The 25,474-nt window shown below is 60.0% G+C and carries 22 protein-coding genes and 3 pseudogenes; 16 read left to right on the top strand and 9 right to left on the bottom strand.

Going from position 1 to position 25,474, the window contains the following annotated elements; translation table 11 throughout:
* Positions 1-2 precede the first annotated feature (2 nt).
* Complete coding sequence (locus JFV26_RS19140) at positions 3-425, top strand: DUF4124 domain-containing protein (RefSeq protein ID WP_201194665.1); 423 nt, start codon at positions 3-5, stop codon at positions 423-425.
* A 135-nt stretch (positions 426-560) separates the two neighbouring features.
* Here JFV26_RS19140 and JFV26_RS19135 read toward each other — a convergent pair whose 3' ends face one another.
* The 3 genes and pseudogenes from JFV26_RS19135 to mrcB form a co-directional block, all read right to left on the bottom strand.
* Complete coding sequence (locus JFV26_RS19135) at positions 561-896, bottom strand: YqcC family protein (RefSeq protein ID WP_201194664.1); 336 nt, start codon at positions 894-896, stop codon at positions 561-563.
* Entirely contained in the window at positions 896-1,618 is a 723-nt protein-coding gene (locus tag JFV26_RS19130; protein ID WP_201194663.1) for a hypothetical protein, read from the bottom strand. The genes JFV26_RS19135 and JFV26_RS19130 overlap by 1 nt, the downstream gene beginning before the upstream one ends.
* A gap of 16 nt (positions 1,619-1,634) precedes the next feature.
* Positions 1,635-3,957, bottom strand: a pseudogene (gene mrcB / locus JFV26_RS19125) (penicillin-binding protein 1B).
* A 117-nt stretch (positions 3,958-4,074) separates the two neighbouring features.
* Here mrcB and JFV26_RS19120 point away from each other — a divergent pair.
* From JFV26_RS19120 to JFV26_RS19105, 4 genes are all read left to right on the top strand, one after another.
* Complete coding sequence (locus JFV26_RS19120; RefSeq protein WP_201194662.1) at positions 4,075-5,631, top strand: AAA family ATPase; 1,557 nt, start codon at positions 4,075-4,077, stop codon at positions 5,629-5,631.
* Between the two features lie 91 nt (positions 5,632-5,722).
* Entirely contained in the window at positions 5,723-6,067 is a 345-nt protein-coding gene (locus JFV26_RS19115; RefSeq protein ID WP_201194661.1) for a pentapeptide repeat-containing protein, read from the top strand.
* 298 nt (positions 6,068-6,365) lie between these two features.
* Positions 6,366-6,638 (top strand): TfoX/Sxy family protein, encoded by a 273-nt coding sequence (locus JFV26_RS19110; protein WP_007971093.1) that lies wholly within the window; start codon positions 6,366-6,368, stop codon positions 6,636-6,638.
* A 16-nt stretch (positions 6,639-6,654) separates the two neighbouring features.
* Positions 6,655-7,455, top strand: a complete 801-nt coding sequence (locus tag JFV26_RS19105) for a Crp/Fnr family transcriptional regulator (RefSeq protein ID WP_201194660.1) — start codon at positions 6,655-6,657, stop codon at positions 7,453-7,455.
* A 225-nt stretch (positions 7,456-7,680) separates the two neighbouring features.
* Here the strand turns inward: JFV26_RS19105 and JFV26_RS19100 are convergent, their stop codons facing one another.
* Genes JFV26_RS19100 through JFV26_RS19085 form a run of 4 tightly spaced genes read right to left on the bottom strand, consistent with a single transcriptional unit; the run spans position 7,681 to position 11,224 of the window.
* Entirely contained in the window at positions 7,681-8,529 is an 849-nt protein-coding gene (locus JFV26_RS19100; RefSeq protein WP_201194659.1) for a ChaN family lipoprotein, read from the bottom strand.
* A 21-nt stretch (positions 8,530-8,550) separates the two neighbouring features.
* On the bottom strand, positions 8,551-9,318 hold the full coding sequence (locus tag JFV26_RS19095; RefSeq protein WP_201194656.1) for a heme ABC transporter ATP-binding protein: 768 nt from the start codon (positions 9,316-9,318) through the stop codon (positions 8,551-8,553).
* On the bottom strand, positions 9,318-10,301 hold the full coding sequence (locus JFV26_RS19090; protein WP_201194684.1) for a FecCD family ABC transporter permease: 984 nt from the start codon (positions 10,299-10,301) through the stop codon (positions 9,318-9,320). The genes JFV26_RS19095 and JFV26_RS19090 overlap by 1 nt, the downstream gene beginning before the upstream one ends.
* A gap of 50 nt (positions 10,302-10,351) precedes the next feature.
* The gene (locus JFV26_RS19085; protein ID WP_201194652.1) at positions 10,352-11,224 is read right to left on the bottom strand and encodes a heme/hemin ABC transporter substrate-binding protein; all 873 of its coding nucleotides are present in this window, start codon (positions 11,222-11,224) and stop codon (positions 10,352-10,354) included.
* A gap of 160 nt (positions 11,225-11,384) precedes the next feature.
* On the opposite strand from JFV26_RS19085, the gene JFV26_RS19080 reads away from it, so the two are divergent.
* A complete protein-coding gene (locus JFV26_RS19080) occupies positions 11,385-11,702 on the top strand; it encodes a Rieske (2Fe-2S) protein (protein ID WP_201194649.1) in 318 nt (105 codons plus the stop codon).
* Here the strand turns inward: JFV26_RS19080 and sfsA are convergent.
* Both sfsA and JFV26_RS19070 read right to left on the bottom strand, forming a co-directional pair.
* On the bottom strand, positions 11,699-12,412 hold the full coding sequence (gene sfsA, locus JFV26_RS19075) for a DNA/RNA nuclease SfsA (protein WP_201194647.1): 714 nt from the start codon (positions 12,410-12,412) through the stop codon (positions 11,699-11,701). The two genes, JFV26_RS19080 and sfsA, sit on opposite strands and share 4 nt — an antisense overlap.
* Positions 12,412-13,532, bottom strand: a pseudogene (locus JFV26_RS19070) (pyridoxal phosphate-dependent aminotransferase). Before JFV26_RS19070 ends, sfsA begins: the two are co-directional and overlap by 1 nt.
* A gap of 383 nt (positions 13,533-13,915) precedes the next feature.
* Here JFV26_RS19070 and dksA point away from each other — a divergent pair.
* The 10 genes and pseudogenes from dksA (at position 13,916) to panD (ending at position 25,342) form a co-directional block, all read left to right on the top strand.
* Complete coding sequence (dksA, locus tag JFV26_RS19065; protein WP_008153293.1) at positions 13,916-14,359, top strand: RNA polymerase-binding protein DksA; 444 nt, start codon at positions 13,916-13,918, stop codon at positions 14,357-14,359.
* A gap of 202 nt (positions 14,360-14,561) precedes the next feature.
* The gene (gene gluQRS, locus JFV26_RS19060; protein WP_201194645.1) at positions 14,562-15,458 is read left to right on the top strand and encodes a tRNA glutamyl-Q(34) synthetase GluQRS; all 897 of its coding nucleotides are present in this window, start codon (positions 14,562-14,564) and stop codon (positions 15,456-15,458) included.
* A gap of 77 nt (positions 15,459-15,535) precedes the next feature.
* Positions 15,536-15,712, top strand: a complete 177-nt coding sequence (locus JFV26_RS19055; protein WP_003176118.1) for a hypothetical protein — start codon at positions 15,536-15,538, stop codon at positions 15,710-15,712.
* A pseudogene (locus JFV26_RS19050) lies at positions 15,696-18,648 on the top strand (sensor histidine kinase). Before JFV26_RS19055 ends, JFV26_RS19050 begins: the two are co-directional and overlap by 17 nt.
* A gap of 22 nt (positions 18,649-18,670) precedes the next feature.
* The gene (locus JFV26_RS19045) at positions 18,671-20,104 is read left to right on the top strand and encodes a sigma-54-dependent transcriptional regulator (protein ID WP_201194643.1); all 1,434 of its coding nucleotides are present in this window, start codon (positions 18,671-18,673) and stop codon (positions 20,102-20,104) included.
* Positions 20,105-20,924: 820 nt separating this feature from the next.
* A complete protein-coding gene (locus JFV26_RS19040; RefSeq protein ID WP_201194641.1) occupies positions 20,925-22,325 on the top strand; it encodes a polynucleotide adenylyltransferase PcnB in 1,401 nt (466 codons plus the stop codon).
* A gap of 3 nt (positions 22,326-22,328) precedes the next feature.
* Entirely contained in the window at positions 22,329-22,820 is a 492-nt protein-coding gene (gene folK, locus JFV26_RS19035; RefSeq protein ID WP_201194639.1) for a 2-amino-4-hydroxy-6-hydroxymethyldihydropteridine diphosphokinase, read from the top strand.
* Positions 22,821-23,145: 325 nt separating this feature from the next.
* The gene (gene panB / locus JFV26_RS19030) at positions 23,146-23,946 is read left to right on the top strand and encodes a 3-methyl-2-oxobutanoate hydroxymethyltransferase (protein ID WP_201194637.1); all 801 of its coding nucleotides are present in this window, start codon (positions 23,146-23,148) and stop codon (positions 23,944-23,946) included.
* A complete protein-coding gene (panC, locus tag JFV26_RS19025) occupies positions 23,943-24,803 on the top strand; it encodes a pantoate--beta-alanine ligase (RefSeq protein WP_201194635.1) in 861 nt (286 codons plus the stop codon). Before panB ends, panC begins: the two co-directional genes overlap by 4 nt.
* A gap of 158 nt (positions 24,804-24,961) precedes the next feature.
* The gene (gene panD / locus JFV26_RS19020) at positions 24,962-25,342 is read left to right on the top strand and encodes an aspartate 1-decarboxylase (protein ID WP_201194633.1); all 381 of its coding nucleotides are present in this window, start codon (positions 24,962-24,964) and stop codon (positions 25,340-25,342) included.
* Positions 25,343-25,474: the final 132 nt, after the last annotated feature.

The raw sequence follows: 25,474 nt of genomic DNA, 5'->3' as shown, positions 1-25,474 counted from the left end.
GCATGCGTACGTTCTTCTTCACCGCCAGTCTGCTGATCACCCTGAGCCCTTTGTGCATGGCCGCTCAGATCTACAAGTGGGTGGACGCCCAAGGGGTGACCCACTTCGATGCCCAGCCGCCTCAAGGACAGCAAACCACCACCGTGGTCACGCCCGCTCCGCCGGTCGGCAAACCCACCGCACCCGCACACGGTGGCGCCATTGGCGACCAACAGGCCATCGATAAGACAGTGAAAAAGCAGGTCGCCGAGCAGCAAGCCCAGCTCAAGACATTCTGCGAACAGGCTCGAACGAACCTCGCTCAACTGCAGAACAACCCGCGACTACGGGAGGATGTCGACGGAGAAATGCGCCGCCTGACCGACGAACAACGTCAGGAGCGCACCACCGAAGCACAGAAACAGATTGCACAGAACTGCCAATAAACACCTGTAGGAGCCTGTAGGAGCTGTCGAGTGAAACGAGGCTGCGATCTTTTGATTTTACCTTCAAAAACAAGATCAAAAGATCGCAGCCTCGTTTCACTCGACAGCTCCTACGAGCCCTACGAAAGATCGGCGTTAGCGAGAGGCAACGATCAGTTGATCGAACTCTTTGAGCAGGACCTGCAGATACCGATCCTTGCCCTGGACATTGCGGGCGGCAAAGACCATCTCGGCCATTTCCTGAATACCCGACGCATTGGGCAACGGCAGATCCTGCTCCAGGATCACCTTCATGCGCGGCAAGAAGATCCATTGCAGCCATTGCTCAAAGTCCAGGGTGTCGACCGAGAACGGTTCAACACTGGACAGTGATTCAGCACTTGGCGAGACCTCGTCCCACCAGCCCTGAATCCGCAGCTCACGCTCGATCAGCAGCAACTGCTCGGCAATTTTAGGGAAGCGTGCATCCATCACAGCGCAACCTTGGCCTTCTGACGGGCCAGTGCGGCGCCAGCGGCATCACCCTGCTTCTCGCGAGCTTGAGCGATCAGTTCCCACAGGTTGGCCTGCAGATCCGGACGGCCACTGGCGAAGGTCAGACCACGACGAGCGAATTGCTCGGCTTGTGGTGCATCGCCTTGAGCCATGCGTACCTGCGCCAGACGATAAAGCACTTGCGGCTCACGCGGAGCCACTCGCTGAGCGCGCTCCAGACTGGAAGACGCACCGTTAAGGTCGCCACCGGCCTGTTGCTGTTGAGCCGTGGTCAGCAATGCCAATACCGGGCCATCCAGTTGCTCGTCGGCAGACAAGCCGCCACCGGCGCTTGCCGACGGAATCCCGCTCGGTGTCGACGGCATGCTGTAGCTGCCCTGATTGATCGGCGCGGACTGAACCGGCGACGTATCAATCGGGCCCGGCGTGATCGGCGAAGTGCTGATCGGGGCCGAAGTCACGGCGCCACCGCCAGGCACCATCACCACCACACCGCTATCACCTTGCGGGATGGCCTGGGGCTGACCTTGCACCGGACGTTTCACTGTCGTCTTGCGAAAACCGCCATTCGCCTGAATCCGCTCACTGTTGGACACAGCGCTGCCGGAGTCCACAACCGGAATCGAACCGCGCTGTACGGTGGAACAACCGCTGAGCAAAGCCACGGCGGTAACCGCTGGAATCAACCACTTATTCACTTGAAACCCTCTTTGCTTAATTCATCCAGCCCTTGACCCAATCCATCACCGTTTCACCGGAAGCAGGGGCTTGACCACCACAAGCGGCGCCGGGAGGCGGTTCACTGCCGCGAATATACGGCATCTGCACCGCACCTGGGCAGTTGGCATCAGAGCCCTGCCCAGTGCGCGAATCTACCCAGGCCTGAACGATATTATCCGGCTGCGGCATGTCCAGCGGCAGCGGATCGGCCTTGCGCATGAAACTGGTCCAGACCTGCAATGCACCGGTGGCACCAGTGAACGGTGTCTTGCCGTTATCGTCGCGCCCCAGCCAGACCACCGCCAGCAGATCCTGACTGAAACCGGCGAACCAGCTGTCCCGCGAATCGTTACTGGTACCGGTCTTGCCCGCCAGCGTCAGGGTCTTGGGCAGCACGTTATAAACCGAGCTACCCGTACCTTCACGCATGACGCGCTGCATCGCGCTCTGGATCAGAAAAATGGACGCTGGATCGAAACGCTGCTGGATCTGGAACGGATAGCGTTTAAGTGGCTCGCCTTCTGCGGTCAGTACGCTACGAATCCCGCGCATCGGCGTATTGAAACCGCCGTTGGCCAGGGTCTGGTACATGGTTGCCACTTCCATCGGCGTCAGGCCACCCGCTCCCAACAGCATCGACGGGAAGGCTGGGAACTCACGACTCACACCCAGGCGCGCCAGGGTCTTGAGGACATTCGGTACACCCAGCTCCAAACCGAGACGCGCGGTCGACAGGTTGTAGGAATGCGCCAGCCCTTGGTACAGGAACACCGTGCCGTGTGAGCGGCGGTCATAATTCTGCGGTTTCCAGACCTGACCGTCCGCGCCTTTCACCGAGAAGGATTCATCCGACAGCCAACTGGTCAAGGTGTATTTGCTTGGTTTCTCAAGGGCGGTCAAGTACACCGCCGGCTTGATCAACGAGCCGATCGGTCGTACCGCATCCAGCGCACGGTTAAAGCCGGCAAAACTCGCCTGACGGCTGCCGATCATGGCCTGGACTTCGCCGGTTTCCGGGTTGGTCACGACCATGGCCGCTTCGACGTCATCCGAACCTTTGCGTCCGGCCAGTCGTTTAAAGGTGTCGTTGACCGAGGCTTCGGCTTTCATCTGCAGGATCGGGTCGAAACTGGTGAAAATCCGCAGGCCTTCCTCGGTCAAGTCTTCGTCGCGATAGTCTTCACGCAACTGACGCTTAACCAGATCGATAAAGCCCGGGAACGAGCTGTCGGCCAGTTTGCCGCGAGTCGTCACGCCCAGTGGCATAGCCTTCGCCGCAGCGACCTGTTCGGCGGTAGCGACACCCTGTTGCTCAAGTACATCGAGCACCAGATTGCGCCGCTCAAGCGCCCGCTCCGGGTTACGGCGCGGGTTGTAATAGGACGGTCCCTTGACCATGCCCACCAGCAAGGCGACTTGATGCAGTTTCAATTCGGACAACGGCTGCCCGAAGAAGAACTGGCTGGCCAGGCCAAAACCGTGCACTGCTCGCTGGCCATCCTGACCGACGAACACTTCGTTGAGATAAGCCTCAAGAATGTCCTGTTTGCTGTAATGCAACTCAAGCAACATCGCCATCATGGCTTCGGTGAGTTTGCGGGTCAGGCTGCGTTCGCTGGTCAGGTAGAAGTTCTTGACCAACTGCTGGGTCAGCGTGCTGCCACCCTGGGTCATCTTGCCGCCAGAGGTGTTGACCCAAATAGCTCGGGCAATCGATTTGGGAGACACACCCCAGTGGCTGTAATAATCCCGATCTTCCACCGCGACCAGGGTGTCGAGCAGGTACGGCGGAACCTGATCGAGCTTGATCAGAATGCGGTCTTCGAGGTTTTTCGGGTAAATCCCGCCGATCATCAGCGGCTCCAGCCGCACCACAGAAAGCTTCGAACCGTTGGTCGCCGAGAGTTCAGCCACATAGTCGCCAGAGAACCGCACCCGCACGGGCTGGGGCTTCTCCATGCCTTCATAGAACTGGAAGCCACGGGTATTCAAGTCGACGGTATTGCCGTTGACCGCCGCAGCGCCGGGGCCGTTGCTCACGGCTTCGCGTCGGTAGCCCAAGGCGTCGAGCTCAGTGAGGAAGTCGTCCTTGCTCAGCTTCTGGCCGGTAAACAGCTCCAGCGGGCGCGCATACACCTTGGCCGGAATGGTCCAGCGCTTGCCGGAAAACTTCTCCTGAACGATGGCGTCCAGATAAACCGCGAACCCGGCGAGCACGACAAGGCCGACCAGGCTGAGTTTAAGGGCCCAGCCCAGCCAGGGGCGCAGGCCGCTGGACGGTGGTTTTTTTGCTGCGAGGGGATCGAGTACGAGTCATGGCGGCGGATTATACGCACTTTATTCATACTCAACAGAAGCCCGCCGAGGTTTGCGTCCGGCGGAGTTGCGGCCATAATGGCGACCTTGAATTTCCCCCGACTCTGAAGGATCGCCTGTGAGCCAGTCCCTGATCGCCGCCCTGCAAAACCCGGCCCTCTACCCGCATCCCGTCGACGGGTTCCAGGTTATCGAGACCCATATCTCCTGGGTCATCCTCACAGGTCCCTTTGCTTATAAAGTGAAGAAACCGGTGAACTTCGGCTTCCTCGACTTCACCAACCTCGACGCTCGCGAACACTTCTGCGGTGAAGAACTGCGCTTGAACCAGCGTCTGACCAATGATTTGTATCTTGAAGTGTTGCCGATCACCGGCAGCGTCGAAGCACCGCAACTGGGTGGTGACGGCCCGGTCATCGAATATGCGCTGAAAATGCGCCAGTTTCCGCAAAGCCAATTGCTCAGCACCCTGCAAGCCAACGGCGAGTTGACCACCGCGCACATCGACGAGATGGCCGCGCAAATTGCGCAGTTCCACCTCACCGCGCCAAAAGTACCTGGGGAACACGAAGCGGGCACCCCGGACAGCGTCATGGCACCGGTACGCCAAAACTTCGAACAGATCCGCCCGTTCCTCAGCGACAAGGCTGATCTGTTGCAACTCGAAGCCCTGCAAGCCTGGGCCGAAAGCAGCTTCGAGCGCCTCAAGCCGCTGTTTGCCCAACGCAAGGCCGACGGTTTCATTCGCGAATGCCACGGTGACATTCACCTGGGCAACGCCACCGTGATCGACGGCAAGGTCGTGATCTTCGACTGCATCGAGTTCAACGAGCCGTTCCGCTTCACCGACGTCTACGCCGACACCGGTTTCCTGGCGATGGACCTGGAAGACCGCGGCCTCAAGAGCCTGGCGCGCCGCTTCATCAGCCAGTACCTGGAACTGACCGGCGATTATCAGGGCCTTGAGCTGCTCAACTTCTATAAAGCCTACCGTGCACTGGTTCGCGCCAAGGTCAGCCTGTTCAGCATGCCGGCCGAGGCCGATCCGGTGCAGCGCGCCACCACCCTGCGCCAGTACCGCAACTACGCCAACCTGGCGGAAAGCTACAGCACCATTCCTTCGCGCTTCATGGCCATTACCCACGGCGTTTCCGCGGTCGGCAAAAGCCGTGTGGCCATGCGTCTGGTTGAAGCCCTGGGTGCGATTCGCCTGCGTTCGGACGTAGAGCGCAAGCGCATGTTCGGCGAGCAAACCGTGCCGAATGATCCACAGGCCGGCATCTATAGCGCTGACGCCAGCGCGGCGACCTACACCCGCCTGCATGAAATCGCTGGGGTAATCCTGCGTGCCGGTTTCCCGGTGGTGATCGATGCCACCTACCTCAAGCGCGACCAGCGTGATGGCGCGGCAAAAATTGCTGAAGCCACCGGCGCACCGTTCCTGATTCTGGACTGCAACGCGCCGCAAGCCGTGATCGAGAGCTGGCTGGCCCTGCGTCAGGCAGACAAAAAGGATCCGTCCGACGCTAACCTGAGCGTTATCGCCGACCAACAAGCCACCCGCGAAGCGCTGACGCCAGCAGAGATTCTCTGCAGCAAGCGCGTTCAGACTAACGAAAGCGGGACCCTGGACGCTGTCGTCGCACAGATCCGCCAACGCCTGCCGGGCCTGTAAGAAACTATTTCAGCCGTGGAGCCTGCGCTGGCTTCACGGCTGTTAAATAGTGGCACTATACTGGCGTCATAAAACCAACAGGTGATCTGACATGAGCCAGCCGAAACTTCTCGACACCCCGCTTTATGCCTTGCTGCACAAAGATGACATCACAGGCTTTAACAAGGAGCGCCCTCACGACGGCACGATCGACATGGTCGGTGGCGATTTCCGTGGTCTGGACCTGCGTGAACTGAATGCTGATGGCGTCGACTTTACCGATGCGTATTTCCGTTCCGCCGACCTGCGCGGCATTGATTTCCGCAACGCTTCCCTGGAAGGCGCGAGCCTGGCCCATGCGCAAATCTCCGGTGCCTACTTCCCGCCGGAGCTGAGTGCCGACGAGATCCTGATGTCGATGAATTTCGGTACGCGCCTGCGTTATCGCACCCGCTAATACCCGCGTCACCTCCCCTGGCACGACGCAATCCCTTGTGGGAGCGAGCCTGCTCGCGAAAGCGGTGTGTCAGTCGACATAAGGGTTGGATGTCACATCGTTTTCACGAGCAGGCTCGCTCCCACAGAGATCGCACCGCCCTCCTGCACCGCACTCGCAGACATTTCCCCTCTCTCCAGACATCTGCTTCTTAGAAGCTTTTGCGTCGAAACCGACCAAACAATCACGCTTTTCCTACTGATGGCTACACTCCTCAAAGGCTCGCCCACGCACCGTTCGGCCGTCGCAAGGAGGCTTGATGAATGATGAACTGCAACACCTGAAGAATCTTGGCAAGACGTCAGCGCAGTGGCTGCATGCCGTGGGCATCCACAGCGCCTCGGACTTGCGTCGCCTGGGGGCGGTGGATGCTTATCGGGCCGTGCGCACGCGCGGGTTCCGGGCGTCCAAGGTGTTGCTGTATGCGATTGAAGGCGCCCTGATGGATGTGCACTGGAACGACATCCCCGCTGAACGCAAGGAAGCGCTGAACAAACAACTGGAAGCCATTTCTTCACGCCACAAAAATTGAACAGGCGCCCATCGCCATGTACTTGCTCGGGGAACAACCGGCTTACGCCGACACACTGATCAATCAACTGCAGAACATTCCTGCCCGGTTACTGAACGGTTTATCGCCCTGCGGTCCGGCACTGGAGTTTTCGGCCGTCGATGACCTCGCCACGCTATTGCCCGGTAATCAGCTGTTCTTGCTGGACAACGGTCTGCTGCACGGCTGCGTCGATAACCGAGCCTTGTTCTATTTGCATGAAGGCGATCTGGTCGGCTTGCGCCAGGGTGTCGAACTGCCGCATTGTCGCTTGCGTAGCGATGGCCCGCTGTCCTTGATTCCCTACCTGCGATCCGAGGTTTTTCAGCATATCCATGCCGACCCGCAGCGCTCGGAGTTGTTCCTGCAATACCTGGTCGGTCAGACCGCGCTGCTGTCCGACGCGGTCGCCCGCCTGAAACAACCTGAATACCGCAGCACCAATGGCTTTCAACGCGTGGCCAGCGGCGAAGTACTGATTCGGCAGGGCGATGAGGCAGACCATGTATTCATCATCATCGAAGGCCACGCAGAAGCCTTTGTCGACGGGCATAAAGTCGGTGATGTGCCCAAGGATGAGATTTTCGGCGCCATGGCGGTGTTCACCGGCGAGAAGCGCAACGCCAGCGTGATCACCAGCGAACCGAGCACGGTGATGCTGATTCCCAAGGATCAATTTCTGAGCCTGACGCAAAGCAATCCGAAGATCGCCCACAGCCTGATCGAGAGCATGGCGCGGCGCATCGACCTGCTGAACAAGCAAATCACCCAGCTGAAGTCACTTGAAACATCAGGTTGAAACCCAGAGATTACGGGGCCTACAGGCGAACTTTAATTTAATGGGAAAACAGCTGTTGACTTGGTAATGAGAATCGCTATGATTATCACAACTGGTCGCGAGACTGGTCGATATTCTGAAAAGCCCTTGGTTCGGACTCTCAGATTATCTCCTCATCAGGCTAATCACGGTTATTTGACCCGGCTCTTGCCGGGTCTTTTTTTGCCTGTGGAAAAGTGAATTGGATTACTTGCCCATCTGCTTACGCATCTCTTCGCAATAATCCGGTGTGGGGGTGGCAGGCGTGTACCAGACGTAATCAGCCATCGCCGGCGCAACCTCACTTCCCTGCTGCGCCAGCATCAACACGGTGGGCGCTTCGGGTTCGCCCAAATCCAGAATATGAAGCGGCACGCCGACATCCTTGCGCGCATGGTAGGCACCGGCAAACAGCAATGACGGTGTAGGCGCCGCCCGCAACCGCTCGGCCATCCGCCGGTCACGTTGCTGCTGCACCGCCAGCATGGCGGGCATTTTGGATTTTGGCAGCAGCCCACAATGGGAACCGCTGATTTGCTCCAGCAGCTCATGTTTAACCGACGGAGCATTGGAGCGCGAACCGCTCAGGGCCGGCGGCTCGGTGTAAAAAGCACGGACCTCGCCGTTACTCAGATTGGCGGCCAGCAGCGGATAAGGCTGCCCGAGCGCAAAACGCACAATCGGCCCATACAAATCCCAGTCCCAGCCTTGTTGCCACGCCAAAGCGCCAGGCAGATCGATGGGCGGAGTCGAAGTATGGCGCACGTCATCGACGCGCAGTTGCTGATCCGGCGTGAGCATTTCCAGCAGCAGGCTGCCTTGGGGACGTCGTTGCCCCAACGCTTTCAGCAACCACAATTGCAGTTCATGGTGGTCGCGGTTGTCATGCTGTTCGCCGACGATCACCCGCGAAGGCTTGGCCAGTCGCGCGACCAGTTCCGATGCCGTCAGCGACTGACCCGTGCGCAGGTCGATAATCTGGCCAGTGACTGGCGGCGCCGACACATGCTGACAAGCACTCAGCAGAAGTACCGCCAGCAGCAAAATCCCACGCATGCTCTCACCTCGATGAATGACTCAGCGGGCGATGATCAGCGGATGCCCACGCTCCGGATGCTGCTGCACCAATACTTCCAGCCCGAATACCGCTTTGAGCGGCTCCGGGCGCAGCACGTGCTCGGGTGTATCCAGCGCCACCGGGCGCCCGCCTTCGAGCAGCAACAGACGATCACAATAACGCGCTGCCAGATTCAGATCATGCAGGATCACCAATACGGCGGCGCCGCGATCAGAAAACTCACGTACCGCTTGCAAGGTGGTGTGCTGGTGCAGAGGGTCCAGCATCGAAGTCGGCTCATCCAGCAGTAATGTCTGCCCTGCCTCGCCCGGCCAGAGCTGCGCCAACACCCGCGCCAAGTGCACCCGCTGACGCTCACCACCGGACAGCGCCAGATAACTGCGACCGCTCAGATGCCCGGCATCGGCAGCAGCCAACGCGGCGGCAACGATTTCATCATCACGGACCCGACCGCTTTGATAGGGCAAGCGGCCCATGCCCACCACTTCCTCGACACGAAAGCCGAAGTCCAGGGTCGACACTTGTGGCAACACGGCCAAACGTTGAGCCCGCTGGGGACCGGTGCAGTGACGCAACTCTTGCTCATCGAGCCAGACACGCCCCTCATCCGGATGCAGTTCACCGCACAACGCACCGAGCAAAGTGCTTTTGCCGGCACCGTTCGGCCCCAGCACTCCGAGGACTTCACCCGGTTTGAGCGCCAGTGTGATGTCCATCAGCACGGTTTTGCTGCCCCGACGGATCAACAGGTTTTCCGTGCGCAACATCAGGCACGCCTCCTGAGCAGCAGAATCAGAAAGAACGGCGCGCCAATGAACGCCGTAACGATACCAATCGGCAACTCGGCCGGCGCCAGGGCCAGTCTCGCCACCAGGTCAGCGAACAACAACAGACTCGCCCCCGCCAGCACCGAGGCCGGCAACAGCACCCGGTGATCGGGACCGGCCAGCAACCGCACCAGATGCGGCACCACCAGCCCGACAAACCCGATCATCCCTGCCGCCGCCACCGCCGCGCCGACCCCCAGCGCAGTACAGAACACCAGTTCACGCTTGAGCCCTTCGACATCAATACCCAGGTGACCGGCCTCCGACTCGCCCAGCAACAATGCGTTCAAGGCCTTGGCCCGGCGCGGCAACCAGAGCGCCACACCGGCGGTGACCAGCAGCAACGGCCAGAGTCGCGAATAACTGGCGCCGTTAAGGCTGCCCAGGTTCCAGAAGGTCAGCGTACGCAGGGTCGCGTCGTCCGCCAGATAGGTGAACAAACCCACCGCAGAACCGGCCAGCGCCGTTAACGCAATACCGGCCAGTAGCATGGTCGCGACGTTGGTTTGCCCGTTACTCCGGCCGAGTCGATACACCAGCGCGGTCACGCCGAGCCCGCCGAGAAATGCGCACAACGACAAAAGATAAGGCCCGAAGGACTCGGGCAAGCCGCCAAACGCCGAACCACCGACAATCGCAATCGCTGCGCCCAGTGCGGCACCGCTGGAAACGCCGACCAACCCCGGATCGGCCAACGGGTTGCGAAACAGCCCCTGCATTGCCACGCCAGACAAGGCCAGCACGCCGCCCACCGCCAAACCCAGCAGGGTTCGCGGCAGGCGAATCTGCCCAAGAATCAGCTCAGCCTGCTCCAGACCATCCGGGGCAATCGGCACACCGATCAACCGCAGCGCCGCACGCAACGTGTCGAGCAGCGGCAAGCTCACCGGCCCCAGCGCCAACGACAGCCAGATCGCCAGCAAACACAGCAGACCCAAGCCAATAAATAGTGCGCGGGGTTTAACCAAAGTGGTCATTGGTCGCTCACGTCGGGATAGAAACCGTCAGACAGCTTTTTCAGCGCCTCGGGCAACCGCGGTCCGAGCCCGCCCACCAGCAAAGTAGGATCAAGCTCCAAGACTCGCCCATCCTTGGCCGCGCGAGTCGAGGACAGGATCGGGTTTTCCTTGAACAAGGCCGCACGGGCCGCATCGCCGGTCAGCGCACGGTCGGCGAACACCAATACTTCAGGGTCCAGGCTGGCCAGGGATTCGTTGGAAAACGGTTTGTAACCGGTATGCGTCGCCAGATTGTGGCTGCCGGCCTGTTGCAATAACCAATCGGCGGCGGTGTCCTTGCCGGCGATCATCGGCTTGCCGCCCGCGTGCCCCAGCAGCAGCAACACGCCCGGCGCTTTCTGCTTGCTCTGCGCTTGGATGATCCGGAGCTTCTGCTGATCCAGTTGCTGTTGATAGGCCTGGAATGCCTGGGTCGCCTGATCTTCAGCGCCGAGCAACTTGCCCAGATGGTGCAAGTTGCCCTGCAAGGCAAGCAAATCCGGCTGAGCCGAGAACAATTCGACCTGAACACCGGCACGGCGAATCTGCGAAAGCACCGGCGGCGGACCCATTTCTTCGGTGCCGATGAGAATCTGCGGGCGTAAGCTCAAGAGGCCTTCCGCCGACAATTGCCGCTGGTAGCCAATACTCGGCAGAGCCGTCAAAGAATCCGGATGCTGGCTGGTGGTATCGACGCCCACCAGTTTTGACTCGCCACCCAAGGCACTCACCCACTCCGACAAGGCGCCACCGGCACTCACCCAACGTTGCGGCAGTTCGACCGCTGCTGCCTGGTGGCAGACGAAGAGTCCGACACACACGGCGACAACGGGGGTACTCAGGCGCATAAACGGCTTCCTTAAAGGGTTTTCCGGGCATCAACCTGACAGGCCAAGTATCCTCGGCATCCGGCAAGCGCCTGATGGGGGCGGCCATTTGATAATTGTTTGCATTTGCGCGTCAAGCCCGGACATATCCAGTCACGAACCGCGACACTTGAGGATAGACATGAAGTTTCTTTGCCCTGGCCAGGAGTTGGCCGATGCCAGCAGCCGCGGTTTCGACATCGATGGCCAGAAGCTCTTCGCCGTGCGCCGGGGTGGTCAGGTTTACGTCTACATCAACCGCTGCCCGCACCGAGGGGTGGGGCTTGAATGGAAACCCGACCAGTTTCTGGACCCCAGCAACAGCCTGATCCAGTGCGCCACCCACGGCGCACTGTTTCTGATCGAAGACGGCGAATGCGTCGCCGGCCCCTGCGCCGGACAATCCCTGACGGCCGTCCCCTGCCGCGAGGACACGCAAGGGATCTGGATCAGCCTTTAACCGTTGAGCAACACCTCCAGACGCCGATCAACGACCATCCCTTCGTGGCTGATCCGCACGCCATAAGCCAGCACCTCGACCCCGCACGCCACCGCTTCGCGCAACGCGGCGGCGTAGACCGAATCGATTTCTTCTGCCGGACGCACGGCGTCGATGCCGCTGAGATTGACGCAATACAACTGCACCGCGCGAATCCCGTCCCGGGCCAACTGCGCCAGTTCCCGCAAATGCTTGGCCCCGCGCTGGGTCACCGCATCGGGAAACGCCGCCACTGGCGTACCGTCAAAGCCCAAAGTGACACTTTTGACTTCCACGTACGCCGGCCCGCTCGGGTAATCGAGGCGCAAATCAATGCGGCTGTTTTCCTGACCGTAGGCCACTTCGCGTTTCAATTCGGTAAAGCCGTTCAACTCGGTGATCACCCCCGCCCGCAGCGCCTCTTCGATCAAGCCATTGGCTCGCCCGGTGTTCACGCAAAACAAGCGTCCTTGCGGGGTTTCACCGATCTCCCAGGTGCCGGGCAACTTGCGCTTCGGGTCGTTGGAGCGACTGAACCAGACCTGCCCGCCCTCGACCTGGCAATTGAGCATCGAACCGGTGTTCGGGCAGTGAATCGTCAGTAACTCGCCGCTAACGGTTTCGATATCGGCGAGAAAACGCTTGTAGCGACGGATCAAACGGCCTTCTTCGAGGGGAGGATGAAAACGCATCAGCCTTGCCAGCTCTTCAAGCCACGCGCGATCCGCGCCACCGCTTCCTGCAAGCGCGGCAGGCTTTGAGTGTAGGCAAAACGCACGTGATGCCCGGCCTGATAACGCCCGAAGTCCAGCCCCGGCGTAATCGCCACATGCTCGGTTTCGAGGAAATGTCGGCAGAACGCGAAGGCATCACCGCCGAACTGGCTGATATCGGCGTACAAGTAGAACGCGCCCTCAGGCTCCACGGCGATGCCAAACCCGAGCTCACGCAAGGCCGGCAAGAGGAAGTCGCGACGACGACCGAATTCGGCGCGGCGCTCTTCCAGAATGCTGATGGTTGCCGGTTCGAAGCAGGCCAACGCGGCGTACTGGGCCATGCTCGGGGCGCTGATGTAGAGGTTCTGGGCGAGCTTTTCCAGTTCGCCGACCGCTGCTTGCGGCGCCACCAGCCAACCAAGGCGCCAGCCGGTCATGCCGAAGTACTTGGAAAAACTGTTCAGGACGAACGCACTGTCATCGACTTCCAGCACACTGGCCGCGTCGGTGCCGTAGGTCAGGCCGTGGTAGATCTCGTCCACCACCAGATGGCCGTGGCGCTGCTTGATCGCCGCCGACAGCCCGGCCAGCTCATCGCGGGTCAGGATGGTCCCGGTCGGATTGGCCGGCGAAGCCACCAGGGCGCCGACGCTGTCGTGGTCCCAATGCCGCGCCACCAGGTCCGGGGTCAGTTGATAACGCACGTCCGGACCGACAGGAACAAGCTGTGCCGCGCCTTCCACCAGGCGCAGGAAATGCCGGTTGCACGGGTAGCCGGGTCCGCCAGCAGCCAGTGCTTGCCTGGGTCGACCAGCAAAGCGCTGGCCAGCAGCAACGCGCCGGAACCGCCCGGCGTCACCAGAATTCGCTGCGGATCGATGTTCAACCCGTAACGCTGCTGATAAAAGCCCGAAATGGCCTCGCGCAGTTCGGGAATGCCCCGTGCTGCGGTGTAACGGGTTTTGCCCGCCGTCAGCGCGGCGTGGCCGGCCTGGATGATCGGCTCGGCAGTGGTGAAGTCCGGCTCGCCGATTTCCAGGTGAATCACGTCGTGACCGCCAGCCTGCAGTTCATTGGCCCGCGCCAGCAGCGCCATGACATGGAACGGTTCAATCGCACGACTGCGGGCACTGTAGGACTGAGCCATTAGCCTTCCTTCAACGGGTAAAAAAATCGATTCTACCCAACCACTGGAACGAGCGAGAACCTAAAGCGGTCAGAGCCGTTATAACTCTGGCCTGAACGACTCAAGCGTATGCGCCAGGTTTGACTAAAATCAATATTTGATCAGGTCTCCAACACCACCAGACAAGGCTTTGCAATCATTTGCAAGCACCGCGGGTCATCCCCTCGACATCCGGGAGTAGCGCGGCCCGATTTGATCTGGTAAGTTCGCCCGCTTGCAGCCGCAGGGCCGGCAGGTGTCGGTGATGGAGCAATCCTGCGCAATGGATTACAAGAGTAGAGGCGGTCTATTTCATGTCCACCCAAGCAAAGCAACAGCAAAACCAGTCGATCAGCGGCTTCGAACCCTACAAAGAAGTAAAGGGCGAAGAGTACATGGGCAAGCCCATGCGCGCTCACTTCACCAAGATCCTGAATAAGTGGAAACAGGACTTGATGCAGGAAGTCGACCGTACGGTTGATCACATGAAAGACGAAGCGGCCAACTTCCCTGACCCGGCAGATCGTGCCAGCCAGGAAGAAGAGTTCAGCCTTGAGTTGCGTGCCCGTGATCGTGAGCGCAAGTTGATCAAGAAGATCGACAAAACGCTGCAATTGATCGAAGACGAAGAATATGGCTGGTGCGAGTCCTGCGGCGTCGAAATTGGCGTCAAGCGACTGGAAGCCCGCCCTACCGCCGACATGTGCGTTGACTGCAAGACCCTGGCGGAAATCAAGGAAAAGCAAGTCGGCAAGTAATCTCGACTTGAACGAAAAGCGGAGCGTGCGAACGCTCCGTTTTTGTTTCTGAAATTCGGCACAGCACCGAACCCTGTGGGAGCGGGCTTGCTCGCGAATGCGGTGTGTCAGGCAACATTTAAGCTGAATGACACACCGCATTCGCGAGCAAGCCCGCTCCCACAGGTGGATCGCGCACGATCAGACGACGTACCATCAATCCATGACTGCCATCGCCTCCCCCACCTACATCGGTCGCTTCGCCCCCACGCCCAGTGGCCACTTGCACTTCGGTTCGCTCGTTGCCGCCCTGGCCTCCTACCTCGACGCCCGTTCTGTGGGTGGCCGCTGGTTGATGCGCATGGAAGACCTCGACCCGCCTCGGGAAGAACCCGGCGCCCAGGCTGCAATCCTCAACGCGCTGGAACGCTACGGTTTCGAGTGGGATGGCAAACTGGTCCGCCAAAGTGATCGGCACGACGCTTACGCCGAAGTACTCAATCGCCTGTTCAGTCACGGCCTGGCCTACGCTTGTACCTGTTCGCGCAAGCAATTGGAGGCGTATCACGGCATTTATCCGGGCCTGTGCCGCAATGCCGGGCACGGCACTGAAGACGCGGCCATCCGCCTGCGCGTGCCAGAGCTGGAATACCACTTCATCGACCGAGTGCAGGGCGAATTCCGCCAGCACCTGGGCCGGGATGTCGGCGATTTCGTGATTCGCCGCCGCGACGGGCTCTACGCCTATCAACTGGCCGTGGTGCTCGATGACGCCTGGCAAGGCATCACCGATATCGTGCGCGGCGCCGACTTGCTCGACTCGACGCCACGCCAGCTCTACCTGCAGGAACTGCTCGGCCTGCGGCAACCGCGTTACCTGCACGTGCCGCTGATTACTCAGCCGGACGGTAACAAACTCGGCAAATCCTACCGTTCGCCGCCATTGACCGACGATCAGGCCACACCGCTGTTACTGCGGGCATTGCGGGCGCTGGGGCAAAACCCGGGCAGCGAACTGGCTTACGCCACACCCCGGGAAGTGCTCAATTGGGGCATCGGCCACTGGGATGCCGCACAGATCCCGCGCACACTGACCCTGCCCGAAGCGCAACTGCAGTGATCGCACTTGCAGTAGCGCCGCCATCCGTTAACATCGCCGCACGTTTTCGGGCACGCGCCTAAAAAAGAGAGGCCGGGATGTACATCTATCGCTTGGTCCTGCTTTTGGTAGTGGGGATTTACCTGTTCTCCCCGGCCATCATGGATTGGTGGATCGACGCCACTGGCGCCTGGTATCGCCCTTATCTGCTCTGGCTGATCCTGATCGTCGTGACCTTCATCCTGCAGAGCCAAAAAGATGCCGATGAGCTTTAGCCTGACCCAGATGATCCTGATCAGCGCCGCGTACCTGGCGGTGCTGTTCGGCGTCGCCTGGATCAGCGAACGGGGCATGATCCCCCGGGCGATCATTCGCCACCCGCTGACCTACACGCTGTCGCTGGGGGTCTACGCCAGTGCCTGGGCGTTCTATGGCACGGTCGGCCTGGCCTATCAGTACGGCTACGGCTTTCTATCGAGCTACCTCGGGGTGTCCGGCGCTTTTTGCTGGCGCCGGTGTTGCTGTATCCGATCCTGAAGATCACTCGCACCTATCAACTGTCGTCACTGGCAGACTTGTTCGCCTTCCGCTTCCGCAGCACCTGGGCCGGCGCGCTGACGACAATCTTCATGCTGATCGGCGTACTGCCGCTGCTGGCGTTGCAGATTCAAGCGGTGGCTGACTCCATCGGCATTATGACTCGCGAACCGGTGCAGCACCGTGTAGCCCTGAGTTTCTGCGCACTGATTACCCTGTTCACGATTTTCTTCGGCTCGCGCCACATTGCGACCCGGAGAAACACGAAGGCCTGGTATTCGCGATTGCCTTCGAATCGGTGATCAAGCTGATCGCCATCGGCGGCGTTGGCCTCTATGCGCTGTACGGCGTGTTCGACGGTCCGCAACAGCTCGAACTGTGGCTGTTGCAAAACCAGACCGCCCTCGCCGCCCTGCACACGCCGTTGCAGGAAGGCCCTTGGCGTACGCTGCTTTTGGTGTTCTTCGCGTCGGCGATCGTGATGCCGCACATGTATCACATGACGTTTACCGAAAACCTCAACCCACGCTCGCTGGTCAGTGCGAGCTGGGGCTTGCCGCTGTTCCTGCTGCTGATGAGCCTGGCCGTGCCGCTGATTCTCTGGGCCGGGCTGAAACTGGGCGCTACAACGAGTCCGGAATATTTCACCCTCGGCGTCGGCATCGCCGCCAATAACAAGGCCTTGGCGCTATTGGCCTATGTCGGCGGTTTATCGGCGTCCAGCGGGCTGATCATTGTGACGACCCTGGCGCTGTCCGGGATGGCGCTCAACCATTTGGTGCTGCCGCTGTATCAGCCGCCGGCCGAAGGCAACATCTACCGTTGGCTGAAGTGGACTCGCCGGGCGCTGATTGTCGCGATCATCATGGCCGGCTACGGTTTCTACCTGCTGCTGGGCGCCGAGCAAGACCTGGCCAACCTCGGCATCGTCGCCTTCGTCGCCACCCTGCAATTCCTGCCGGGCGTGCTGTCGGTACTGTACTGGCCGACCGCCAACCGTCGCGGTTTCATCGCCGGTTTGCTGGCGGGGATCCTGGTGTGGATAGTGACCATGTTGATGCCGCTGGTAGGCAATCTGCAGGGTTTCTACATCCCGCTGCTGAACATGATCTACGTGCTCGACGACACCAGTTGGCACATGGCGGCGATTGCCTCGCTGGCCGCCAACGTGCTGATGTTCACGCTGATCTCGCTGTTCACCAACGCCAGTCCCGAAGAAGCCAGCGCCGCCGAAGCCTGCGCCGTGGACAACGTCCGTCGCCCGCAACGCCGCGAACTGCACGCGGCTTCGCCTCAAGAGTTCGCCACGCAACTGGCCAAACCCCTGGGCGCCAAGGCTGCACAAAAAGAAGTCGAACAGGCCCTGCGCGATCTCTACCTGCCGTTCGACGAACGCCGGCCGTACGCCTTGCGCCGCTTGCGTGACCGGATCGAAGCCAACCTTTCCGGCCTGATGGGGCCAAGCGTCGCCCAGGACATGGTCGAAACCTTCCTGCCTTATAAGGCCAGCGGCGAAAACTACGTCACCGAAGACATCCACTTCATCGAAAGCCGTCTCGAGGATTACCACTCGCGCCTCACCGGCCTGGCGGCTGAACTCGACGCCCTGCGCCGCTACCACCGTCAGACCTTGCAGGAACTGCCGATGGGCGTCTGCTCCCTGGCCAAGGATCAAGAGATCCTGATGTGGAACAAAGCCATGGAGGAATTGACCGGGATTGCCGCGCAACGCGTGGTGGGTTCGCGCCTGAGCACCATTGGCGATCCGTGGAAAGAATTGCTGCAAGGTTTCATCAACCTGCCGGACGAGCACTTGCACAAACAGCACCTGGCACTCGATGGCCAGACCCGCTGGCTGAACCTGCACAAAGCGGCGATTGATGAACCGTTGGCACCGGGCAATAGTGGCTTGGTGCTGCTGGTGGAAGATTTGACCGAAACCCAGATGCTCGAAGACAAACTGGTGCACTCAGAGCGGCTGGCAAGTATTGGCCGACTGGCGGCGGGTGTAGCCCATGAAATCGGTAACCCGATCACCGGTATCGCCTGCCTGGCTCAGAACCTTCGGGAAGAGCGCGAAGAAGACGCCGAGCTGACGGAAATCAGCGGGCAGATTCTGGAGCAGACCAAACGCGTGTCACGCATCGTCCAGTCGTTGATGAGCTTCGCCCACGCGGGTAGCCATCAGCACAGCGACGAGCCCGTCTGTCTGGCGGAAGTGGCCCAGGATGCCATCGGCCTGCTGGCCCTGAACCGACGCAATTTCGAAGTCCAGTTCTACAACCTGTGCGACCCCGATCACTGGGTCGAAGGCGATCCCCAGCGGCTCGCCCAGGTATTGATCAACCTGCTCTCCAACGCCCGCGACGCCTCGCCGCCGCACAGTGCGGTACGGGTCAAAAGCGAAGCCGGCGAACACACGGTCGATCTGATCGTGGAAGACGAAGGCAGCGGAATTCCGAAGAACATCATGGATAGATTGTTCGAACCCTTCTTCACCACCAAGGATCCTGGCGAAGGCACCGGTCTGGGCCTTGCACTGGTCTATTCCATCGTTGAAGAGCATTATGGACAAATCACCATCGACAGCCCGGCTGATGTTCAAAGCCAACGCGGCACCCGTATTCGGGTGACCTTGCCGCGTCATGTCGAAGCGACGTCCGCTGTGAACTGAGACCGTCGAGAGTATCGAATCAATGCCGCACATTTTGATCGTCGAAGACGAAACAATTATCCGCTCCGCCTTGCGCCGCCTGCTGGAACGTAATCAGTACCAGGTCAGCGAAGCCGGATCCGTGCAGGAAGCACAAGAGCGTTTCAGCATTCCCTCGTTTGACCTGATCGTCAGTGACCTGCGCCTGCCTGGCGCACCGGGCACTGAACTGATCAAGCTGGGTCAGGGCACTCCGGTGCTGATCATGACCAGTTACGCCAGCCTGCGTTCGGCCGTCGATTCCATGAAAATGGGCGCGGTGGACTACATCGCCAAGCCTTTCGATCACGACGAAATGCTCCAGGCCGTTGCGCGCATCCTGCGTGATCGCCAGTCGGCGCCAGCCGCGGGTGAACCAGTGGTCGGCAAAGCCGCCAACGGTGCCGCGAAACCGGGCGTCGATAACAGTAACGGCGAGATCGGCATCATCGGCTCCTGCCCACCGATGCAGGACCTGTACAGCAAGATCCGCAAAGTCGCGCCCACCGATTCCAATGTCCTGATCCAGGGCGAGTCCGGCACTGGTAAAGAACTGGTGGCCCGCGCCCTGCACAACCTCTCCAAACGCGCCAAGGCACCGATGATTTCGGTGAACTGCGCCGCCATTCCGGAAAGCCTGATCGAGTCCGAGCTGTTCGGCCACGAAAAAGGCGCGTTCACTGGCGCCAGCGCCGGGCGTGCCGGGCTGGTCGAAGCGGCGGACGGCGGCACCCTGTTCCTCGATGAAATCGGCGAACTGCCACTCGAAGCCCAGGCTCGCTTGCTGCGTGTCTTGCAGGAGGGTGAGATTCGCCGGGTCGGCTCGGTGCAGTCGCAGAAGGTCGACGTACGCCTGATCGCCGCCACTCACCGGGACCTCAAGAGCCTGGCGAAGATCGGCCAATTCCGTGAAGACCTTTATTACCGCCTCCACGTGATCGCCCTGAAACTGCCGGCCCTGCGCGAGCGCGGTGCCGACGTCAACGAAATCGCCAATGCCTTCCTGGCTCGCCAGAGCGCGCGGGTCAACCGCACCGATCTGAAGTTTGCCCCGGATGCCGAGCAGGCGATTCGTCATTACACCTGGCCGGGTAACGTTCGCGAGCTGGAAAATGCTGTCGAACGTGCGGTGATTCTGTGCGAGAGCCCGGAAATCTCCGCCGAGCTGCTGGGCATCGACATCGAACTGAGCGATCTGGACGACGACGATTTCATCGGCCTGGCCCCGCAACAGGGCAGCGCCGCCAACGCCAGCCACGAGCCAACCGAAGACCTGTCACTGGAAGACTACTTCCAGCACTTCGTCCTCGAGCATCAGGACCACATGACCGAAACCGAACTGGCCCGCAAACTCGGGGTCAGCCGCAAGTGCCTGTGGGAACGCCGCCAACGCCTGGGCATTCCACGGCGCAAGACCGGGGTGGCCAGCGAGAGCTGAACGTCACCTGTAAAGTGTGCGGGTAACACGTGACATTGTGAAAAAACTGTTACCGCAGCTTTTTCACGTAACAGAAGCCGGGGCTTACGGTAACGAAGCCCCGGTTTTTTTTGGTCCTTAAAAACCTCTTAAAGCAGCCTAACCCCTTGTTTTGCTAGGCTTCGCAAAAGTTGGCACGCCCCCTGCTATATGTTTAGTACAAGAACAATAACAAGCAATGCACAAGACAATAAAAATAAGACGAATCGACTCACGCACAATAAAAACAAGACGGCGAGAGGCGCAGCTAACTGATTCTTTTGGAGAGGCGTTGTATTTGGGGCGTGCCCCACGACCAGGCCGAGAACAACAAAAACTGTCCTCAGACAGAGCCTGAACTGGTTGGATCGCAAGATCACTGCAACACAGCGACCAAAGCAATCCGTTTGCTCTTGGCTCCCGATTGGGAGGGTCATGAAGGAAAATCTTCATGACGAGGGCACTTAACAAAAACAAAAAGCCCGAAACCAATAATAAAAATAGAGCATGCAACTACTTCTTGGGGAGCTTCGGCTCCCCTTGTGGTTTCTGCGATTTGCCGGCCCTGCGTTTGACTGTGTAGGAGCTGCCGCAGGCTGCGATCTTTTGATGTTGATTTAAAAGGGCAAGATCAAAAGATCGCAGCCTGCGGCAGCTCCTACACATAAATCGTGCGTAACAGAAGCCTCCTTCAAGCGCTTGCGCAGCTTCCTACACCATCCCCTGACTAAATGCTAGAATCCCGGCCCATCATGCGGTCATTCTTCGTTATGGCCGAACATTCCTTCAAACAGTGCATCCCATGCTGAAGAAGTTGTTCCAGTCATTCCGTTCTCCCAAGCGTCATACGCAACACATCCGTAGTACGCCTGAAGTGCTCAACAGCGGCCAACACTCGCTGCAGAAGGCACAATTCAGCCGTTACGCGGTGAACATCGTCGAACGCCTGCAGAACGCCGGTTATCAGGCTTACCTGGTCGGCGGCTGTGTGCGTGACATGTTGCTCGGCATCACGCCAAAAGATTTCGACGTCGCCACCAGCGCCACCCCTGAACAGGTACGTGCCGAATTCCGCAATGCGCGAATCATCGGTCGTCGCTTCAAATTGGTGCATATCCACTTTGGTCGCGAAATCATTGAAGTCGCGACCTTCCGCGCCAATCACCCGCAAAACGATGAAGAGGAAGACAGCAACCAGTCCTCCCGCAACGAGAGCGGGCGCATTCTGCGCGACAACGTCTACGGCACCCTGGAAGAAGACGCGCAACGCCGCGACTTCACCATCAACGCGCTGTATTACGATCCGGTCAGTGAACGCATTCTCGACTACGCCAATGGCGTACACGACATCCGCAATCACTTGATCCGCCTGATCGGCGACCCACAGCAACGCTACCAGGAAGACCCGGTACGGATGCTGCGGGCCGTGCGTTTCGCCGCCAAGCTGAATTTCGGTATCGAAAAACACAGCGCCGCGCCGATCCGCGATCTGGCACCGATGCTGCGCGAGATTCCGTCGGCCCGCCTGTTCGAAGAAGTACTCAAGCTGTTCCTCTCCGGCCACGCCGCGGACACCTTTGAGATGCTGGTCGACCTGCAGTTGTTCGATCCACTGTTCCCGGCCAGCGCCGAAGCCCTGGAATACAACCCGACGTACACCCACACGCTGATCAGTGACGCACTGATCAACACCGACCTGCGGATCAAGCAGAACAAACCGGTAACCCCGGCGTTCCTATTTGCTGCACTGCTATGGCCGGCCCTGCCGGGCCGTGTACTGCGCCTGCAAGAGCGCGGCATGCCGCCGATTCCGGCGATGCAGGAAGCCGCTCACGAGCTGATTGCCGAACAGTGCCAGCGCATTGCGATCCCAAAACGCTTCACCATGCCGATCCGCGAGATCTGGGACATGCAGGAGCGTCTGCCACGCCGTAGCGGCAAGCGCGCCGACCTGTTGCTGGACAACCCGCGGTTCCGTGCCGGTTACGACTTCCTGCTGCTGCGCGAAAGCGCCGGCGAGCAGACCGATGGCCTGGGCGAATGGTGGACGGACTATCAGGACGCCAACGACAGCGAACGTCGCGACATGATCCGCGACCTGAGCGGCAAGGATGACGGTACCGGTGCGCCACGCAAGCGTCGTCGCAGTGGCGGCGCCAAGCGCAAACGCGCGGCCGGTGCTCCGAGCACCACAAGCGAATAATCCATGGAACGCATCTACATCGGCATGGGCAGCAATCTGGCTGACCCCGCCGAACAATTGCGCAGCGCCGTCGAAGCGCTGGCGCAGTTGCCGCAGACCGAACTGGTCGGGGTTTCCGCGTTTTATCAAAGCGACTCATTGCTGCCCGGCCAACCGCGTTACACCAACGCGGTTGCCGCGCTGCACAGCACGCTCGCACCGCTGGAGCTGCTCGATGCGCTGCAAGCCATCGAGAACGGCCAGGGCCGCGAACGTCTTGAACGCTGGGGCCCTCGCACGCTGGATCTCGACATCGTGCTGTTCGGCGATCGCCTGATCGACGAACCTCGCCTCAAAGTCCCCCATTACCACCTGCAAGAGCGAGCCTTCGTCCTGTATCCACTGGCCGAACTGGCGCCTGCGGATCTGCGGTTGGCCGATGGCCGGACGCTCAGCGAATTGCTGGCGGCGTGCCCGTTTGTCGGGCTGGAACGCCTCTCCCAAGCTTCACGCTAATCCCTCGCAGGAGCAAAGCTTGCTCGCGATTACGGTCTCACATGCAGCACCAATGCTGACTGAACGAATGCCATCGCGAGCAAGCTTTGCTCCTACAGGCGTCTATTTACCCCGGTAACACCCCAACCGTAACAACGCGGTAACACACACAATTGACTTCCCGAGTCCTCCTCACGACTATAGGCGTCCCGCTGCCGCCAACGCGGCGCTAAAGGGCGCAATCCAGGCCTTATAAGCACGACAAAAGACCGTGCGCCTGAGTAAATGAAGAATCACGCGCGTTACTCGCAGTAGTTTCCATAGCGCCTGAACGAGGATTTTTTACATGCCAGCCATCACCCTGACCACACTCCAGAGCCTCAAGCAGAAAGGTGAAAAAATCACCATGCTGACCTGCTATGACGCGACCTTCGCCCACGCCTGCAACGAGGCTGGTGTTGAAGTGCTGCTGGTGGGCGACTCCCTCGGCATGGTTTTGCAAGGTCACGACAGCACCCTGCCGGTGACCACTGCGGAAATGGCCTACCACGTGGCCTCCGTCAAACGCGGTAACTCCGACGCCCTGATCCTCGCGGACCTGCCATTCATGGCCAACGCCACCCTTGAACAAACCATGATCAACAGCGCCACGCTGATGCAGGCCGGCGCGCACATGATCAAGGTCGAAGGCGCATTGTGGCTGGCGGACTCTATCCGCCTGCTCGCCGAACGCGGTGTGCCGGTGTGCGCCCACATGGGGCTGACTCCGCAGGCGGTGAACATCCTGGGCGGTTACAAAGTCCAGGGCCGCAGCGAGAACCAGGCGCGGCAGATGCGCGCTGACGCCATCGCCCTGGAACAGGCCGGCGCCGCCATGCTGTTGCTTGAATGCGTACCGAGCGAACTGGCCCAGGAAATCACCCAAGCCGTGGGTATTCCGGTGATCGGTATCGGCGCCGGTAGCGCCACCGATGGCCAGGTCCTGGTACTGCACGACATCCTGGGCCTGTCCATCACTGGCCGCGTGCCGAAGTTCGTAAAGAACTTCATGGCCGGGCAAGTCAGCATTCAAGCGGCGCTGAGCGCTTACGTCACTGAAGTCAAAGCGACGACTTTCCCCGGCATCGAACATGGATTCTCTGCATGAACACCGTAAAAACCGTCCGCGAACTGCGGGCCGCCGTGGCCCGTGCCCGCGGTGAAGGCAAGCGCATCGCCTTTGTACCGACCATGGGCAACCTGCACAGCGGTCATGTCGCACTGATTACCAAAGCCTCCCAACGGGCGGATTTCGTGGTCGCGAGCATTTTCGTCAACCCGCTGCAATTCGGCGCTGGCGAAGACCTCGACAAGTACCCGCGTACGTTGACGGCCGATCAGGAAAAACTGCTCCAGGCCGGCTGCCACCTGCTGTTCGCCCCGACCGTCGAAGAAATGTATCCCGACGGCATGGCCGGCCAGACTCGTGTCAGCGTTGCGCAACTGTCCGAAGGTTTGTGCGGCGCCAGCCGTCCCGGGCACTTCGAAGGCGTGGCGACGGTGGTCAGCAAACTGTTCAACATGGTTCAGCCGGACCTGGCGATCTTCGGCCAGAAAGACTTCCAGCAACTGGCGGTGATTCGCGCGCTGGTCCACGACCTGAACATGCCGATCCAGATCATCGGCGAGCCGACCGTAAGGGCCGCCGATGGCCTGGCCCTGTCGTCGCGCAATGGCTTTCTCAATGAAGAACAGCGAGCGACAGCGCCAGTGGTGTATCGCACGCTGTCGTCGATGGTCGACGCTATCAAACAAGGTGATCGCGATTACCCGGCGCTGATCGACGCGCAGATTAAACAGCTTGAAGCCGCTGGCTTGCGGGCCGATTACCTGGAGATCCGCCATGCGCTGACCTTGCGTCCGGCCACAGCAGAAGACCGGGACCTGGTGATTCTGGTGGCGGCGTTCCTTGGCACTACGCGGTTGATCGACAATCTGCACCTGAACCTCGACGCTACGGTTTAAACAGCAAGATCAAAAGATCGCAGCCTTCGGCAGCTCCTACATGGGATCGAGTACTCCTGTAAGAGCTGCCGAAGGCTGCGATCTTTTGCCTTGTATTGCCGCCCACAAAGCCTTCGGGCAAACTGCCCGCCGTTCGATTCCGACCTGGGAAAACACTCATGCACGCCATCATGCTCAAGGCCAAGCTGCACCGCGCCGAAGTCACCCACGCTGTTCTCGATTACGAAGGCTCTTGCGCCATTGATGGCGAATGGCTGGATCTGTCCGGCATCCGCGAATACGAACAGATCCAGATCTACAACATCGACAACGGTGAACGCTTCACCACCTACGCGATTCGTGGTGAAGAAGGTTCCGGCATGATTTCGGTCAACGGCGCTGCGGCACACAAGGCCAAGGTTGGCGATCGGGTCATCATTTGCGCTTACGCTCACTACAGCGAGGCCGAATTGCTCAACTTCAAACCGCGCATGCTCTACATGGCGCCGGGCAATGAACTGAGCCACACCAGCAATGCCATTCCGGTTCAGGTCGCCTGACCCGAACCCGCTATTCTCTGCACTGAACCCCCCGCCTGTTGTCTGACCTGCCATGCCGGTATAAAAAAGTACCGGCCGCAGGGCAGACAAAGCCAAGACAGATCAACACGCGAGGTTTACTGTTACCGCCCT

This window comes from Pseudomonas sp. TH31 (genome assembly GCF_016650815.1).
Lineage (GTDB): Bacteria > Pseudomonadota > Gammaproteobacteria > Pseudomonadales > Pseudomonadaceae > Aquipseudomonas.
This window is presented reverse-complemented; position numbering and strand designations above follow the sequence as displayed.

Excerpts from the sequence above, each read along its gene's own strand:
- JFV26_RS19110 (WP_007971093.1), top strand. The coding sequence starts at position 6,366 with ATGAATGATGAACTGCAACACCTGAAGAATCTTGGCAAGACGTCAGCG.
- dksA (WP_008153293.1), top strand. The coding sequence starts at position 13,916 with ATGTCCACCCAAGCAAAGCAACAGCAAAACCAGTCGATCAGCGGCTTC.
- JFV26_RS19045 (WP_201194643.1), top strand. The coding sequence starts at position 18,671 with ATGCCGCACATTTTGATCGTCGAAGACGAAACAATTATCCGCTCCGCC.
- panD (WP_201194633.1), top strand. The coding sequence starts at position 24,962 with ATGCACGCCATCATGCTCAAGGCCAAGCTGCACCGCGCCGAAGTCACC.
- JFV26_RS19115 (WP_201194661.1), top strand. The coding sequence starts at position 5,723 with ATGAGCCAGCCGAAACTTCTCGACACCCCGCTTTATGCCTTGCTGCAC.
- JFV26_RS19140 (WP_201194665.1), top strand. The coding sequence starts at position 3 with ATGCGTACGTTCTTCTTCACCGCCAGTCTGCTGATCACCCTGAGCCCT.
- JFV26_RS19040 (WP_201194641.1), top strand. The coding sequence starts at position 20,925 with ATGCTGAAGAAGTTGTTCCAGTCATTCCGTTCTCCCAAGCGTCATACG.
- JFV26_RS19100 (WP_201194659.1), bottom strand. The coding sequence starts at position 8,529 with ATGCGTGGGATTTTGCTGCTGGCGGTACTTCTGCTGAGTGCTTGTCAG.
- JFV26_RS19085 (WP_201194652.1), bottom strand. The coding sequence starts at position 11,224 with ATGCGCCTGAGTACCCCCGTTGTCGCCGTGTGTGTCGGACTCTTCGTC.
- folK (WP_201194639.1), top strand. The coding sequence starts at position 22,329 with ATGGAACGCATCTACATCGGCATGGGCAGCAATCTGGCTGACCCCGCC.
- panC (WP_201194635.1), top strand. The coding sequence starts at position 23,943 with ATGAACACCGTAAAAACCGTCCGCGAACTGCGGGCCGCCGTGGCCCGT.
- JFV26_RS19105 (WP_201194660.1), top strand. The coding sequence starts at position 6,655 with ATGTACTTGCTCGGGGAACAACCGGCTTACGCCGACACACTGATCAAT.
- JFV26_RS19135 (WP_201194664.1), bottom strand. The coding sequence starts at position 896 with ATGGATGCACGCTTCCCTAAAATTGCCGAGCAGTTGCTGCTGATCGAG.
- gluQRS (WP_201194645.1), top strand. The coding sequence starts at position 14,562 with ATGACTGCCATCGCCTCCCCCACCTACATCGGTCGCTTCGCCCCCACG.
- JFV26_RS19055 (WP_003176118.1), top strand. The coding sequence starts at position 15,536 with ATGTACATCTATCGCTTGGTCCTGCTTTTGGTAGTGGGGATTTACCTG.
- JFV26_RS19080 (WP_201194649.1), top strand. The coding sequence starts at position 11,385 with ATGAAGTTTCTTTGCCCTGGCCAGGAGTTGGCCGATGCCAGCAGCCGC.
- sfsA (WP_201194647.1), bottom strand. The coding sequence starts at position 12,412 with ATGCGTTTTCATCCTCCCCTCGAAGAAGGCCGTTTGATCCGTCGCTAC.
- panB (WP_201194637.1), top strand. The coding sequence starts at position 23,146 with ATGCCAGCCATCACCCTGACCACACTCCAGAGCCTCAAGCAGAAAGGT.
- JFV26_RS19095 (WP_201194656.1), bottom strand. The coding sequence starts at position 9,318 with ATGTTGCGCACGGAAAACCTGTTGATCCGTCGGGGCAGCAAAACCGTG.